The organism is Domibacillus enclensis, from assembly GCF_900156125.1.
Taxonomy (GTDB): domain Bacteria; phylum Bacillota; class Bacilli; order Bacillales; family Domibacillaceae; genus Domibacillus; species Domibacillus enclensis.
Genome location: NZ_FTLX01000006.1, coordinates 1 through 14487 on the forward strand (window position 1 = coordinate 1; position 14487 = coordinate 14487).

The following is a 14487-nucleotide window of genomic DNA, read 5'->3' on the forward strand; positions in this document are numbered from 1 at the left end:
TGACCAGAGCAAGCTCTGATCAAATCCGCTCGACTTGCATGTATTAGGCACGCCGCCAGCGTTCGTCCTGAGCCAGGATCAAACTCTCCAAAAAGTGTTTGACTTGCTCATTTGTTTCTTATTGAAAATGCGGGGTGCACTTCAATAAGAAGATAAAACTTAAAACGTTGACGTTTTTATTGATTTTGTTCAGTTTTCAATGTTCAATTCGCTTCGTTTATGTCGTCATCAACTGGCGACTTAAATAATATACCACGGTTAAAAAAAGCATGCAAGCTTTTTCGCAAAAAAAAATAAACCTTTTTTCAAAAGGCTTATTTCTCCTCAACTTCTTCAATATAAAGGTCTCGATTTTTCGTCAGATCCATTACTTCTCCGCCTGCAAACTGAATAAGGGGTCTTGTTTTATTGTCCGGCTGAATAAATAAGATCTTTCCCTGTCTTCCATCGGATAGTTGAACGTTCATTCCCGGGGACAATTCAATGATTAGTGAAAACAACGCCTCCATCACCGGAAATGCGAATTGACCGAACAGATCCTGTTGAATGACTTCCACTGCTTTGAATAAAGGCATCCTTGGCTTAAATACTCTCTCTGTCGTTAAAGCATGGTATGTATCGGCGAGACCCACTACTTGAGCAAGTGTATGGATTTTATCGCCTTTTGTACCAGCGGGGTATCCCGACCCGTCCAGCCTTTCGTGATGCTGATAAATGGCAAGCTTGGCTTCCGGCTTCAATAACGTTAAGTCTTTAACCATTTTGTAGCTGACAATCGGATGATTTTGTATTTCCTTATATTCTTTTTCAGTGAGCGCTGTTTTTTTGGCCAAAAGGGACATGGTCATCTTGGACATTCCACAGTCCGCTAATAAGCCTGACAATGCCGCCTGAACAATCAAGCCTTTGTCCTCGTTTAGCTTCGATGCCATCATGCCGCTCAGCAAGCTGACGGATAAAGCATGGTGATAAAGGTACTCATCTTTTTTAGAGTACGAAAAGATACGGGTCATTTGATCAGGATGCTGCAGTGTGTATTCTAGGATTGGTAAGATAATTGTTCGAATTCGAGCAATTTCAACATTCATACCGGATTGCCACCGTTGAAATTCTGCTTTTACTTTTTTTAACGTTTTAAAATAAATTTGTTCCATCGCTTCTATAGCCGGCCGCTCACCAAAAGGCAGAGACGGAGATGGAAAAGGAGAAAGCGGACTGTCTTCTTCGATTACGACATCGACAGATTGAATGGAAAAAGCTTTTAAAAACCGGATATGCTGCTCTGTTAAAATTGTATTTGATGCGATGAGTGGATAGTTCGTTTCTCCCATCACTGATTCTTTCACGCAAAAGCCTACCTGCAATTTCTCGACTGACACATACATAAAATCACCTACCTATACGCCTTTATACCTAAGTATAACCAATTTCAAACTTATTGGATAGACAAAAAAGCACAGGATGTTGAAACATCCTGTGCGCTGTCTTTGATTATTCTTCGTTTTCTATTTCTTCCCCTTCAAGTTCAAGGGCTTCTTCATCTTCTTTTTCAACTTTTGCAACTGTCGCCACGACTTCACTGTCACCGAGACGAATCAATTTGACTCCCTGCGTATTGCGGCCTGTAATGGAAATGGTGCCAATGTCCATACGGATCATGACGCCGCCCATTGTCATCAGCATTAAATCTTCCTCGCCTGTCACGGTTTTCACCGCGATAAGAGGACCATTCTTGCTTGTAATGTTTAACGTTTTTAACCCTTTGCCGCCGCGCGTCTGAATGCGGTATTCCGATTCGGGGGTTAGCTTGCCGTACCCGTTTTCTGTCACGATCAACACGTAGTCGTTTTCTTCTACGAGTTCCATTCCGACAGCCTGGTCGCCCTCAGATAAGGTGATGCCTTTAACGCCGGTTGACGTTCGGCCCATTGACCGGACGTTGTCTTCCGGGAAACGGATCAACATTCCGTTGCGGGTGCCCATTACAATATGTTTCTCCCCATTCGTTAATCGAACGGAAATGAGCTCATCCTCGTCACGAATATTCAATGCAATTAATCCATTTGTCCGGATGTTCGCATAATCCATCAGCGAGGTCCGCTTCACGATCCCTTGCTTTGTCGCAAAGAACAAGAAAGCATCTTCGGTGAACTTTTCAACAAACAGCATGGAATTGACCCATTCATCCTGCTCCACGCCAAGCAGATTAACAAGCGGAATGCCTTTAGCTGTCCGGCTGAACTCAGGAATCTGATACCCTTTCAATCGGTATACCTTTCCTTTGTTCGTAAAGAATAGAATGGTGTCATGAGTAGAAGTCGTCAGCAGCTGCTCAACGAAGTCATGTTCATTCGTGCCCATTCCTTGAATGCCACGGCCGCCGCGGCGCTGGCTCCGGTATGTTGAAATAGGCTGACGCTTAATGTAGCCTTTGTGCGTTAAGGTAATGATGATTTTCTCCACTGGAATTAAATCTTCATCCATCAAATCGCCCGGTGCTCCGTCGGTAATCTCCGTGCGCCGCTTGTCATCAAAGCGGTGCTTGATTTCCAGCAATTCTTCACGAATAATTTCAAGAATTTTCTCTTCATCTGCCAAAATCGCTTTCAGCTCTGTGATCAGCGCGATCAGATTTTGATACTCTTCTTCGATTTTGTCGCGCTCTAGTCCGGTTAACCGCTGCAGACGCATATCTAAAATAGCCTGAGCCTGCTTTTCGGATAAGCCGAACTGCTCCATCAATCCGGAGCGGGCAATATCCGTCGTCTGTGAGCCGCGAATCAAGGCGATAATCTGGTCAATGTGATCAAGCGCAATGCGCAGCCCTTCTAAAATGTGGGCGCGGGCTTCCGCTTTATTTAAATCAAATTGTGTACGGCGGCGAATAATTTCCTGCTGGTGGGCTAAGTAATGCGTTAAGCACTCTTTTAAGCTGAGCACTTTCGGATGGCCGTCGACAAGAGCCAGCATGTTAATGCCGAAGCTCGTTTGCATTGCTGTATATTTATATAAATTATTCAGAACCACACTGGCATTGGCATCACGACGGATTTCCATGACAATGCGCATGCCTTCACGGTCTGATTCGTCGCGAAGATCGGTAATGCCGTCAATTTTCTTGTCCCGTACAAGCTCTGCAATCCGTTCAATGAGCTTGGCTTTGTTTACTTGATATGGAATTTCTGTAACAATAATCGTTTCTTTCCCGTTTGCTTTTTCTTCGATTTCAGTGCGGGCCCGTAAAATGATCGAACCGCGGCCTGTTTCGTAAGCACGGCGGATGCCGCTTCTTCCCATCAAGATGCCTGCTGTCGGGAAATCGGGACCAGGTATGTACTCCATTAAGTCGAGCACGGTCAAATCAGGATTTTGGCTGACCGCAAGAAGAGCGTCAATGACTTCACCAAGCTGATGTGGCGGAATATTCGTTGCCATACCGACCGCGATGCCGGAAGCGCCGTTGACGAGAAGGTTAGGAAAACGGGCCGGCAGCACAACAGGCTCCCGTTCAGAACCGTCGTAGTTGTCTTTATAGTCGATCGTGTCTTTGTTTAAATCGCGGGTGATTTCCATTGCGATTTTCGACATGCGTGCTTCCGTGTACCGCATTGCCGCAGCTGCATCGCCATCGACTGAACCAAAGTTCCCGTGGCCGTCAACGAGCATGTAACGGTAGTTGAAATCCTGCGCCATGCGGACCATCGTTTCATAAACAGCGGAGTCGCCGTGCGGATGGTACTTACCGATGACGTCACCGACAATCCGGGCCGATTTCTTATAGGCTTTGTCTGCCGTCATGCCAAGGTCGTTCATTGCATATAAAATACGGCGGTGAACCGGCTTAAGCCCGTCACGCACGTCTGGAAGTGCCCGTGACACGATAACACTCATCGCGTAATCAAGGAACGACGAACGCATTTCCTTGCTTATATTAATCTCTTTTACATTGGAGCTTGGCATATCAGCCATGAAAAATCCTCCCTTTTAAAAAAGTCGGAGCGCCCGCTTGCGGCGGACGCTTGATCAACTTATATATCAAGATTTTTAACGTATCTTGCATTATCCTGAATGAAATTGCGGCGCGGCTCTACTTTGTCGCCCATTAACATTTCAAACGTTTCATCCGCTTCCATCGCATCGGTGAGCGTCACTTGAAGCAGCGTCCGAGTGGATGGATCCATCGTCGTTTCCCACAGCTGAGTCGGGTTCATTTCCCCAAGACCCTTGTAGCGCTGCAGGATCGGCTTGGCGTTAGCCGGAATGGTTTTCATAATTTCATTCAGTTCATGGTCGTTGTAGGCGTAGCTGATGTTTTTTCCCTGCTGCACTTTGAAAAGCGGCGGCTGGGCAATGTACACGTACCCGGCTTCAACGAGCGGCCGCATATACCGGAAAAAGAAGGTTAACAACAATGTCCGGATATGAGCACCGTCGACATCCGCATCGGTCATGATCACCAATTTGTGATACCGCGCTTTGGAAAGGTCAAAGTCTTCACTGATGCCGGTGCCAAGGGCGGTAATCATTGCCCGGACTTCATTATTGGATAAAATTTTGTCCAGGCGGGCTTTTTCAACGTTCAGGATTTTCCCCCGCAGCGGCAAAATTGCCTGGAAGTGGCGGTCACGTCCTTGCTTGGCTGAACCACCCGCTGAGTCACCCTCTACGATGTAAAGCTCACTGATTTTCGGATCGCGTGACGAGCAGTCTGCCAGCTTGCCGGGAAGGCTCGACACTTCAAGCGCACTTTTGCGCCGTGTTAATTCGCGGGCTTTTTTTGCGGCCATTCGAGCCCGGGCAGCCATCATGCCTTTTTCGACAATTTTCCGTGCGACTGTCGGATTTTCCAGCATAAAGGTTTCAAAACGGCCGGCAAAGACGTTGTCTGTTACCGTACGCGCCTCGGAGTTGCCAAGCTTCGTTTTCGTTTGTCCTTCAAACTGCGGGTCCGGATGCTTAACCGAGATAATCGCTGTCAGCCCTTCACGCACATCTTCACCGGACAAATTGCCATCAAGCTCTTTCGCGAGGCCATTTTTGCGCGCGTAGTCATTAATGACACGCGTCAGCGCCGTTTTAAAGCCGGATTCATGCGTGCCGCCTTCGTGCGTGCTAATGTTGTTCGCAAAAGAATAAATATTGCTGGCATAGCCGTCATTGTATTGAAGGGCAACCTCTACTTGAATGCCTTCGCGTTCGCCTTCCATGAAGATCGCTTCTTCGTGCAGCACTTCCTTTGAACGATTCAAGTGTTCAACGTACGATTTAATGCCGCCTTCGTAATGATATTCATTTTTTTTGCCCTCTTCACGCTTGTCTTCGAGCGTAATTTTAATGCCTCTGTTTAAGAAAGCAAGCTCGCGCAGGCGGTGAGCCAGTATATCGTATTCGTAAACGAGCGTTTCGCTGAAAATCTCGGCGTCCGGACAAAAGCGGATATGTGTTCCTGTAATATCCGTTTCTCCAACTACCTTCAAATCCTCTTGCGGAACACCGCGTTTAAAGGCCTGGTAATGAATGTTCCCATCGCGGTGAACATATACTTCTAAAAGAGTCGACAAAGCGTTCACGACCGACGCGCCAACGCCGTGCAAACCGCCAGACACTTTATAGCCGCCGCCGCCAAATTTCCCGCCGGCATGCAGCACCGTTAAAATCACTTCCACCGCCGGACGGCCCATTTTTTCATGAATGCCAACCGGAATGCCCCGTCCGTTATCTTTAACGGTAATGCTGTTGTCTTCTTCTATGATGACGTTAATCTCGTCACAGTAGCCTGCCAGTGCTTCATCGATACTGTTATCGACAATTTCCCATACAAGATGGTGCAGGCCGCGTGAGCTTGTGGAGCCAATGTACATCCCTGGACGTTTTCGGACAGCTTCAAGTCCTTCGAGCACCTGTATTTGATTTTCATCATAGGAAGGTGTCGTATTTTGCGGGTCCATAGTCAAATCCAGTCACCTTCTCTTTCGGTTAAATAATCTTACTTTATCTGCGTCATCGCACCGCTTGTGACGCTGTAAGCGGATGCGGCATTTAATGTGTCATGCTCAATTCCATCTGTGTTCGTCGTCGTCACAAATGTCTGTACCTTGCCGTGAATCGTGTTTAGCAAATGGGATTGACGGTAATCATCCAATTCGGACAACACATCATCCAGCAGCAAAATCGGGTATTCGCCGATTTCGGATTGAATCAGTTCAATTTCAGCCAGCTTTACAGCGAGTGCGGTTGTCCGCTGCTGTCCTTGCGATCCGAATGTTTGAATGTTTTTTCCGTTTACATAAAAAAGAAGATCATCGCGGTGCGGCCCGGTTAAGGTGACGCCGCGGTCCACTTCTCTCGTGCGCCCCTTCAGAAACGCTTCTGCCAGCGTAGTGCGCATTTGTTCCTGCGTTTGGTCTTCCTTCATTCCGGCAGCAGGCTCATACAAAATCTCAAGCGTCTCAATTCCACGTGAAATACCTTTGTGAAGCGGGCCGGCCCAGTGCTGCAGCAGCCGGATAAATTCAAACCGCTTGGCCGTCACTTTAACCGCCAGCTCGATCAGCTGTTCCGTCAGTACGTCAAGCATCGTGTAATCAGAGGCGCGCTTTGTCTGCAGCTGCTTCAAATAATGATTCCGCTGCTGCAGCACTTTATGGTAACGGCTTAAATCATGCAAATAAACAGGCGATACCTGTCCGATTTCCATATCAATAAACCGTCTTCTTACTTGAGGACTGCCTTTAACGAGCGTTAAATCCTCCGGCGCAAACATGACGACATTCATGTTTCCGATGTATTGGCTAAGCCTTGTTTGTTCCAAATGATTGATTCTGGCTTTTTTCCCTTTTTTCGAGATAACTAGTTCCATTGGCAGCGACTGATGCTTTTTTTGCACTCGCCCTTTTATTTTAGCATATTCCGCTTCCCAGCGAATTAAATCTTTATCATTCGAGGTCCTGTGGGATTTCGCCATCGCCAGCACATAAATAGATTCAATAATGTTTGTTTTTCCCTGGGCATTTTCGCCAATGATGACATTGACCGTGTTGTCAAATTCCGCCTGCAGTGCTTCGTAGTTTCGGTAATGCTCCAGGACCAGCTGTTCAATATGCATACGAACGCACCTTTCGATGACGGTTAATCTTGATCTTCCTCAGATCCAAACCCAACTTCATATACACCGTCGCCCGGAATCTCCACTTCGTCATTTTCGTAAAGCTTCCGTCCGCGCCGGTCTTCAAGCTCGCCGTTTACATATACCTCGTGCTCGCTCAAGTACCATTTTGCCTGGCCGCCGGTTTGAATGACGCCTGCCAGCTTTAAAAACTGCCCGAGTGTGATAAATTCCACTTCTGCATCCGGTCCTTTTTTGATGGTCATAAGTTCGTTTCCTCCGTCATTATCCTAATACTTTATTTTAACACAAATACAAAAAAAAGCGGGGGCTGAGACATCCCGCTTTTTTCGCGATCCATTAATACGTGCGCACAGGCAAAATAAGCTGAAGCGTGGAGTCGTCATGCAGCGGACGAATGACGAACGGACGCATGGCTCCCGTAAACTGAATTTCAATCTCTGTTCCTTCAATGGCTTTTAGCGCATCCATCATGTACTTCGCGCTGAACGAGATTTTTAATTCTTCCCCCTCAGAAGACAGGCTGCTCACTTGCTCGGTGACCTTGCCGATCTCCGGCGAGTTGGACGAAATCTCCACTGTCCCTGCATCACTGCTCATTTTCACCACATTGTTGCGTCCTTCACGTGCCAGAAGCGAAGCGCGGTCAACGGCCTGCAAATATTCTTTTGTATTCAAGTCAATTTTCGTTTTGTGCTCATCTGGAATCAGCCGGCTTGTATCCGGATAGTTGCCGTCTAGAAGCCTTGAGAAAAACAAAACATGCTTGGAACGGAACAGCACTTGATTTTCCGTCATGACAATTTCAACCGGCTCGTTTGAGTCATCCAAAATTTTGCTGAGCTCTGTCAGGCTTTTGCCGGGAATCACGACATTGTACTCTCCTTCCGGCAGACCATCCGCCGTTGTTTTGCGAAGAGCAAGACGGTGGCTGTCCGTTGCCGTGCAAATGAGAGTTCCGTTTTCAATCTTCCAGTTGACCCCGGTTAAAATCGGGCGTGTTTCCGAAGTGGAGACAGCAAAAACGGTTTGACGGATTAATGTTTTTACGAGATCGGCTGGCAGCTTAAAAGCATTTTGATCATCAATTTGAGGCAAATGCGGATACTCATCTGCATCCTGTCCATTCAAGCTGAATTCCGCGTGGCCGGACCGGATGATGGCCTGAAAGGAATCAGACGTTTCAAATTCAATCGTGGAGGCCGGCAGCTTTCGGACGATTTCATTGAAAAAGCGGGCGTTTAATACAACCCCTCCCGTTTCTTCAATCGTCGCAATCGATACGTCCCCTTCTTCGCTCGGGATAAAAGACTCGATTGAAATGTCAGAGTCACTTCCGGTTAGTGTAATTCCTTCATCCGAGGCGTGAATTTTAATACCCGTCAAAATGGGAATGGTCGTTCTCGAACTCACTGCTTTTAATACATCTTGAATGCCAGCGGACAGTCGGTCTTTTTGAATTGAAAATTTCATGGGGATCCCTCCGAAATTATTTTAAGATAGCTTTTCACCTGACGGCTGTTTTATTTATTTTATATTAAAAAAATAATAGCCGTAGTAGTAGGCGCTGTTGATTTGTGGATAAGTGGGTGAAAACCAAAGAACAACAGTCTATCCACATGTGGACAGACTGTTGATGAACGCCCTTTGTTATTCACAGCTTATTAAGCTTTTAAAATGGTGATGATTTCTTTGAGCTTTTGTGCAAAGGCAGGATCACTTTCCTGCAGCTTGGAGATTTTTTCGTGAGCGTGAATGACCGTCGTATGATCACGGCCCCCAAACTCTTCTCCGATTTTAGGCAGCGAAAAGTCCGTCAGCTCGCGCGACAAATACATCGCAACCTGCCGTGGAAATGCGACGGATTTCGTTCTTTTCTTCGCTGTAAAGTCTTCTAATCGGATATCGTACTGCTCCCCGATCACCCGCTGAATATCAGGAATGGTCACAACCTTCGGGCGGGCTCCTGGAATAATGTCCTTAAGCGCGTCTGCTGCTACGTTCGCGTTTACTTCTTTGTTAATCAATGACGAGTAGGCAACGACCCGGATCAAGGCGCCTTCAAGCTCCCGGATATTTGTATCGATTTGATTCGCAATGTACAGCATTACTTCGTTCGGCACATCCAGGTTTTCCGCACGTGCCTTTTTACGCAAAATGGCAATGCGGGTTTCAAGATCAGGCGGCGTAATATCTGTAATCAGCCCCCACTCAAACCGGGAACGAAGACGGTCCTCAAGCGTCGGGATTTCCTTCGGAGGACGGTCACTGGAGATAATAATCTGCTTGCTTTCCTCATGAAGCGTATTAAACGTATGAAAAAACTCTTCCTGCGTTTGTTCTTTACCTGCTAAAAATTGAATATCGTCAATGAGAAGCACATCCACGTTGCGGTATTTGTTGCGAAACTCCACCGCTTTGTTGTCGCGAATCGAATTAATAAATTCATTGGTGAATTTCTCAGAAGACAAATACACCACTTTTGCGCCTGGATTATGTTCAATCACGTAATGGCCGATCGCGTGCATTAAATGCGTTTTGCCAAGCCCCACGCCTCCGTAAATAAAAAGCGGATTGTACGCCTTCGCCGGCGCTTCAGCAACCGCGAGAGAGGCAGCGTGAGCGAATCGGTTGCCTGAGCCGATGACAAACGTGTCAAAGGTGTATTTCGGGTTCAGCATGCTGTGAATAATCGGCTCGCCAGTGGATTTTGGCGCCGGTGCCTGCGGCTCTGTCCGGTAATTTGGCGGTACGTATGATGACAAATCGTGCACATCCGGTGAAATAAAGTACACGTCCAGCTTTTCGCCTGTTATTTCGTCAATAATTTCGGATGTTAAATTCGTATAGTGCCCTTCCAGCCAATCGCGATTAAACACGTTGGGTGCAGTTACGACAATGGCATCTCCGTGAAGCGAATGTGCTTTTGTTGATTTCACCCACGTTTCAAAACTGGGCTTGCTGATTCTTGTTTGGATCCGTTCGAGCACGCTATTCCATAAATCGTCAATATTCTCCATTGGCCCCTCCTTACGCCTGCTATTGCAGCTTGTTCAATGTTTGTATAAGTCTAAAATGGCGGTTATTCATAAATATTCATGACAATGTTTGTGAATAAATATATAATAAGATGAAAGTAGTTTTTCGACAAAATCTACAGTCTGTGGATAAAAATAAAAACACCCTGTTTATTCTTTTTCCACACTTTATCCACAGTTGTGGATAAAACAATGACGGAATTTAGTTATCCAGAGTGAAAACAAAATAATAATAGCAGAAAAAATGAGATGGTGCAATGACTTGTATTAATTATCCACAGGGTTAAAAACGCTGTTTAAAAGATTGTCCACAGGGTGAGGACTTGTGAAAAGACCATAGGAGAAGTTGTGGATAATCAAAAAATGCTGTCGATTGCTGTCCACAGGGAAAACAGGGAGATCCGCTGGAGGGGTTTGTACAACATGCATTCCTCAGCAAAAGGACAGTAAAATAATTTGGTTTTGCCGGGATTTTAAAATGTGGTTGACAGGATGAGTGCCCATCCTTATAATTAACAAAGACTGTTTTGAAAATATGAATTTGAAAACCTCAGGGAGGTGTTTTAATATGAAAAGAACGTTCCAGCCTAACAAACGTAAAAGAAGCAAAGTTCATGGTTTCCGTGCACGTATGAGTTCTAAAAACGGCCGCCGTGTTTTAGCTAGCCGCCGTGCTAAAGGCAGAAAAGTACTATCTGCATAAGACCACTGACCATTTCAGTGGTCTTTTTTTAGGACCACAGTGTGTCTTTGATCTATTGGGACCAATGGAAGCAGGTCATCAAGGTGCAGCGGCCGTGACTCGTCATATTCGTTCTGCTCCTTGATCCTTACTAATACCCGGCAGGTGCCATATATGAAAAAATCATTCCGAATTAAAAAAAACGACGATTTTCAAACGGTCTTCAGTAAAGGGAAGTCGTTCGCGAATCGCCAGTTTGTTGTGTATATGTATAGAAAAGAACAAAACGTCCCGTTCCGGATCGGCTTGTCCGTCAGCAAAAAGCTGGGCAACGCTGTCGTACGCAATCGCATAAAGCGATATATAAGACAGAGCTTTACGGAACTAAAAGCAGACATTAAGCCCGGCTGGGATTTTATCATCATTGCCAGAAAACCGGCAGCCGATATGTCATGTGCTGAAGTAAAGGGAAGTCTTGTACACGTACTGAAACTGGCGCGGGCACTTCAGCGAAATGAATCAACTCCACCAAATAAGAACTAAGCCAATGACAGGAGGCGCAGCCGCTTGAGTAAAAGAACGCTTTCATTCCTGATCGTGGCTCTTTTTTCCGTACTGTTAGCAGGGTGTACGGAAGTCAATCAGGACATTACGCCGGATAGTGAAGGATTTTGGAACGAATATGTCATTTATCCACTCTCACAATTTATTACAGCTACGTCGGATTTAGTCGGTGGATACGGTCCCGGTATTATTGTGGTGACCATCATTATCCGCATCATTATTTTGCCACTTATGATCAAGCAAACAAAAAGTGCAAAAGCGATGCAGGAGATCCAGCCGAAGATTAAAGAAATTCAAGAAAAGTACAAATCGAAGGATGCTCAGACGCAGCAAAAGCTTCAGCAGGAAACGATGGCACTGTTTCAGCAAAATGGCGTGAATCCACTTGCCGGCTGTTTTCCAATTTTGGTGCAAATGCCGATCATTATCGGCTTGTATCAAGCAATTATGCGGACAGGTGAAATTAAAAACCATACGTTTCTATGGTTTGATTTAGGATCACCGGATATCATTCTTTCCGTGCTGGCCGGTGTATTCACCTTCTTCCAGCAAAAATTGATGATGTCAGGCGCCGCAGCAGATAATCCACAAATGAAAATGATGCTTTGGCTCATGCCAATCATGATTATCGTGTTCGGGATTACACTCCCATCTGCGCTTGCGCTGTACTGGGTAGTCGGCAGCATCTTCATGATTGGCCAAACGCTGATCATCAATGGATGGCCGAAGAAAAAAGATGCGAACCTTTCATAAATGTACAAAACAAAGACACTTCCGGTCCAGGAAGTGTCTTTTTAGATTGTTTAAAAACAAACGTGTCAATAGAATTCAGATTTTTTCGGGCGATAATTCATGTTTTAGAGCAAAAACAGTCTGACTTTCTAAAAAAGACGATTCAGGGGCTCCGGTCTGCCGGTTCCGCTTTCCTGTTGGGCGAACGCTGAACCAGCCCAAAAGGCGCGGCTGTTTCAGCCTGTCCGCTCGTCCAACGGGAGTCTTCACCGGCAGCCCTCCGCCCGTAGTGGTTCTAAAGGAACAGCGAGAATAACAGAAAGATGTTCTTGAAAACATGTGACATCAAGAAAGAAGCCCGCTTTTTCTGCATCGTGAAAAACAGAAGATCCTTGTCTCTTTGTTTCTACTCAGAACGATTCCCATTTTTGGTTTTACGATTTGCTTTCCCTCCCCACCAGGGCGGCTGGCGCAGGACGAAGACTCGGGAGGGATCAGCGGGTAAGGGGAGATCCACTTTTGGAGCGAAGCGACAAAAGTTAGCTCACCGCCCGCCCCTCCGAACGCGAAGTTCTGCAGAAGCCGCCCAGACCATGTTCGCACAAGCATAATGGATTTTAAAAAGCGGAATTGTCACCTGCTTTTCATTGAAATACTCTTTTTCAACACTGTAAAAAGACACTTCCGTTCCAGTAAGTGTCTTTTTTGCATACAAAAAGGATATATAAACCATATTAAAAGGGTGTTTATGTAACAAAATAACTGGGTGTAGAAGATATTTCTGATAGGGGAATCAAGATGGATGAAGCGAGAAAGTTATTCACATGTGGATGATTCTTGTTCTTTTTTTCAGCAGCCGGCTGTGGTATTCTATTTATTTAGGGAATGAAATAAAAGCCAGCTGGCTAATCATATAAAAGCATCAAAGTGAAAGAGGTGAACGATATGGAATTTGATACAATCGCTGCGATTTCCACTCCGCCTGGAGAAGGAGCCATTGCGATCGTCCGCTTGAGCGGCGACGAAGCCATTTCTATTGCGGAACGAGTATTCCAAGCGCCCGGACAGAAAAAACTGTCCACAGTACCGAGCCATACGATCCATTATGGTCATTTAATCGAGCCGTCGTCAGGACGTGTTGCCGAAGAAGTGATGGTTTCTTTAATGAAAGGACCGAAAACCTTTACGCGGGAAGACGTAGTGGAAATCAATTGCCACGGCGGGATCACGGCAGTGAATCGCGTGCTGCAGATTGTCTTAAATGAAGGCGCTCGTCTGGCAGAGCCGGGAGAATTTACAAAGCGGGCTTTTTTAAATGGCCGTATTGATTTATCCCAGGCAGAAGCCGTCATGGATTTAATTCGGGCGAAAACAGACAAAGCGATGAACGTGGCCTTGAATCAAGTAGAAGGCCGGTTGTCGAAGCTGATCAACCGTTTGCGTCAGGAAATTTTAGAAACGTTGGCTCATGTAGAAGTCAACATTGATTATCCCGAGTACGACGATGTGGAGGAAATGACGCACCGGGTGCTCTTAGAGAAATCACAATTTGTTCAGCAGGAAATTGACGGGCTGCTGCGTACAGCAGAGCAAGGGAAGATTTTGCGGGAAGGGCTGTCCACGGTGATCATCGGACGACCAAATGTCGGGAAATCTTCTCTTTTAAATGCGCTCGTGCAGGAAAACAAAGCGATCGTAACGGATATCCCCGGAACAACACGGGATGTTATTGAAGAATATGTGAATGTTCGCGGCGTACCGCTTCGCCTTGTGGATACAGCAGGCATTCGGGAAACAGAAGACATTGTGGAACGCATCGGTGTGGAACGCTCAAGAAAAGTTCTAAAAGAAGCCGATTTGATTTTGCTTGTGCTAAACTATTCCGATGAGCTGACACCGGAGGATGAGAAGCTGTTTGAAGCAGCGGCCGGTATGGATGTCATTGTGATTGTGAATAAAACGGACCTGGAGCCGAAAATCGATATGGACCGGGTGGCGCAATTGGCCGGAAAGAGTCGTCTTGTGACGACCTCACTGCTTGAGGAGCAGGGGATTACAGAGCTTGAAGAAGCCATTGCCGGCTTGTTTTTCTCTGGAGCGGTCGGGGCGCAGGATATGACATACGTATCGAATTCCCGCCACATTGCTTTACTGAACCAGGCCAATCGTTCGATTTCAGACGCGATCAGTGGAGTCGAGTCGGGTGTTCCGATCGACATCGTCCAGATTGATTTAACAAGAACGTGGGAGCTTCTCGGTGAAATTATCGGAGAAAGTGTCCATGAAAGCTTAATTGACCAGCTGTTTTCGCAATTTTGCCTCGGGAAATAAGCAATGGAAAGGAT

Annotated in this window: 11 protein-coding genes and 1 rRNA gene; 4 read left to right on the plus strand and 8 right to left on the minus strand. The window is 46.2% G+C overall.

What is annotated here, in order from left to right; genetic code table 11:
* The 8 genes from BW952_RS12585 to dnaA all read right to left on the minus strand — a co-directional run.
* A 16S ribosomal RNA gene (locus tag BW952_RS12585) occupies positions 1 to 94 on the minus strand; the annotation flags it as partial.
* A 220-nt stretch (positions 95 to 314) separates the two neighbouring features.
* Positions 315 to 1346 carry an HD-GYP domain-containing protein gene (locus BW952_RS12590; RefSeq protein ID WP_169714108.1) on the minus strand — a complete coding sequence of 344 codons (1032 nt, stop codon included), beginning with the start codon at positions 1344 to 1346 and terminating at the stop codon, positions 315 to 317.
* A 145-nt stretch (positions 1347 to 1491) separates the two neighbouring features.
* Positions 1492 to 3969, minus strand: a complete 2478-nt coding sequence (gene gyrA / locus BW952_RS12595) for a DNA gyrase subunit A (RefSeq protein ID WP_045851276.1) — start codon at positions 3967 to 3969, stop codon at positions 1492 to 1494.
* Positions 3970 to 4028: 59 nt separating this feature from the next.
* Positions 4029 to 5948 (minus strand): DNA topoisomerase (ATP-hydrolyzing) subunit B, encoded by a 1920-nt coding sequence (gene gyrB / locus BW952_RS12600; RefSeq protein WP_045851277.1) that lies wholly within the window; start codon positions 5946 to 5948, stop codon positions 4029 to 4031.
* Between the two features lie 38 nt (positions 5949 to 5986).
* Positions 5987 to 7105 carry a DNA replication/repair protein RecF gene (gene recF, locus BW952_RS12605; RefSeq protein WP_045851278.1) on the minus strand — a complete coding sequence of 373 codons (1119 nt, stop codon included), beginning with the start codon at positions 7103 to 7105 and terminating at the stop codon, positions 5987 to 5989.
* 23 nt (positions 7106 to 7128) lie between these two features.
* Positions 7129 to 7371 carry a S4 domain-containing protein YaaA gene (gene yaaA / locus BW952_RS12610; RefSeq protein ID WP_045851279.1) on the minus strand — a complete coding sequence of 81 codons (243 nt, stop codon included), beginning with the start codon at positions 7369 to 7371 and terminating at the stop codon, positions 7129 to 7131.
* 94 nt (positions 7372 to 7465) lie between these two features.
* Positions 7466 to 8599 carry a DNA polymerase III subunit beta gene (gene dnaN, locus BW952_RS12615; RefSeq protein WP_045851280.1) on the minus strand — a complete coding sequence of 378 codons (1134 nt, stop codon included), beginning with the start codon at positions 8597 to 8599 and terminating at the stop codon, positions 7466 to 7468.
* 191 nt (positions 8600 to 8790) lie between these two features.
* Complete coding sequence (gene dnaA / locus BW952_RS12620; protein WP_045851281.1) at positions 8791 to 10146, minus strand: chromosomal replication initiator protein DnaA; 1356 nt, start codon at positions 10144 to 10146, stop codon at positions 8791 to 8793.
* Between the two features lie 586 nt (positions 10147 to 10732).
* On the opposite strand from dnaA, the gene rpmH reads away from it, so the two are divergent.
* The 4 genes from rpmH (at position 10733) to mnmE (ending at position 14473) form a co-directional block, all read left to right on the plus strand.
* Positions 10733 to 10867 (plus strand): 50S ribosomal protein L34, encoded by a 135-nt coding sequence (gene rpmH / locus BW952_RS12625; protein WP_076496304.1) that lies wholly within the window; start codon positions 10733 to 10735, stop codon positions 10865 to 10867.
* A gap of 153 nt (positions 10868 to 11020) precedes the next feature.
* Positions 11021 to 11389: a ribonuclease P protein component gene (rnpA, locus tag BW952_RS12630; RefSeq protein ID WP_045851282.1), complete on the plus strand. Its 369-nt coding sequence runs from the start codon at positions 11021 to 11023 to the stop codon at positions 11387 to 11389.
* A 24-nt stretch (positions 11390 to 11413) separates the two neighbouring features.
* On the plus strand, positions 11414 to 12163 hold the full coding sequence (gene spoIIIJ / locus BW952_RS12635) for a YidC family membrane integrase SpoIIIJ (protein ID WP_045851283.1): 750 nt from the start codon (positions 11414 to 11416) through the stop codon (positions 12161 to 12163).
* Between the two features lie 924 nt (positions 12164 to 13087).
* Positions 13088 to 14473 (plus strand): tRNA uridine-5-carboxymethylaminomethyl(34) synthesis GTPase MnmE, encoded by a 1386-nt coding sequence (gene mnmE, locus BW952_RS12640; protein WP_045851746.1) that lies wholly within the window; start codon positions 13088 to 13090, stop codon positions 14471 to 14473.
* Positions 14474 to 14487 lie beyond the last annotated feature (14 nt).

Coding starts and splice junctions, on each gene's coding strand:
- gyrA (WP_045851276.1), bottom strand. CDS start 3,969: ATGGCTGATATGCCAAGCTCCAATGTAAAAGAGATTAATATAAGCAAG.
- gyrB (WP_045851277.1), bottom strand. CDS start 5,948: ATGGACCCGCAAAATACGACACCTTCCTATGATGAAAATCAAATACAG.
- recF (WP_045851278.1), bottom strand. CDS start 7,105: ATGCATATTGAACAGCTGGTCCTGGAGCATTACCGAAACTACGAAGCA.
- yaaA (WP_045851279.1), bottom strand. CDS start 7,371: ATGACCATCAAAAAAGGACCGGATGCAGAAGTGGAATTTATCACACTC.
- dnaN (WP_045851280.1), bottom strand. CDS start 8,599: ATGAAATTTTCAATTCAAAAAGACCGACTGTCCGCTGGCATTCAAGAT.
- dnaA (WP_045851281.1), bottom strand. CDS start 10,146: ATGGAGAATATTGACGATTTATGGAATAGCGTGCTCGAACGGATCCAA.
- rpmH (WP_076496304.1), top strand. CDS start 10,733: ATGAAAAGAACGTTCCAGCCTAACAAACGTAAAAGAAGCAAAGTTCAT.
- rnpA (WP_045851282.1), top strand. CDS start 11,021: ATGAAAAAATCATTCCGAATTAAAAAAAACGACGATTTTCAAACGGTC.
- mnmE (WP_045851746.1), top strand. CDS start 13,088: ATGGAATTTGATACAATCGCTGCGATTTCCACTCCGCCTGGAGAAGGA.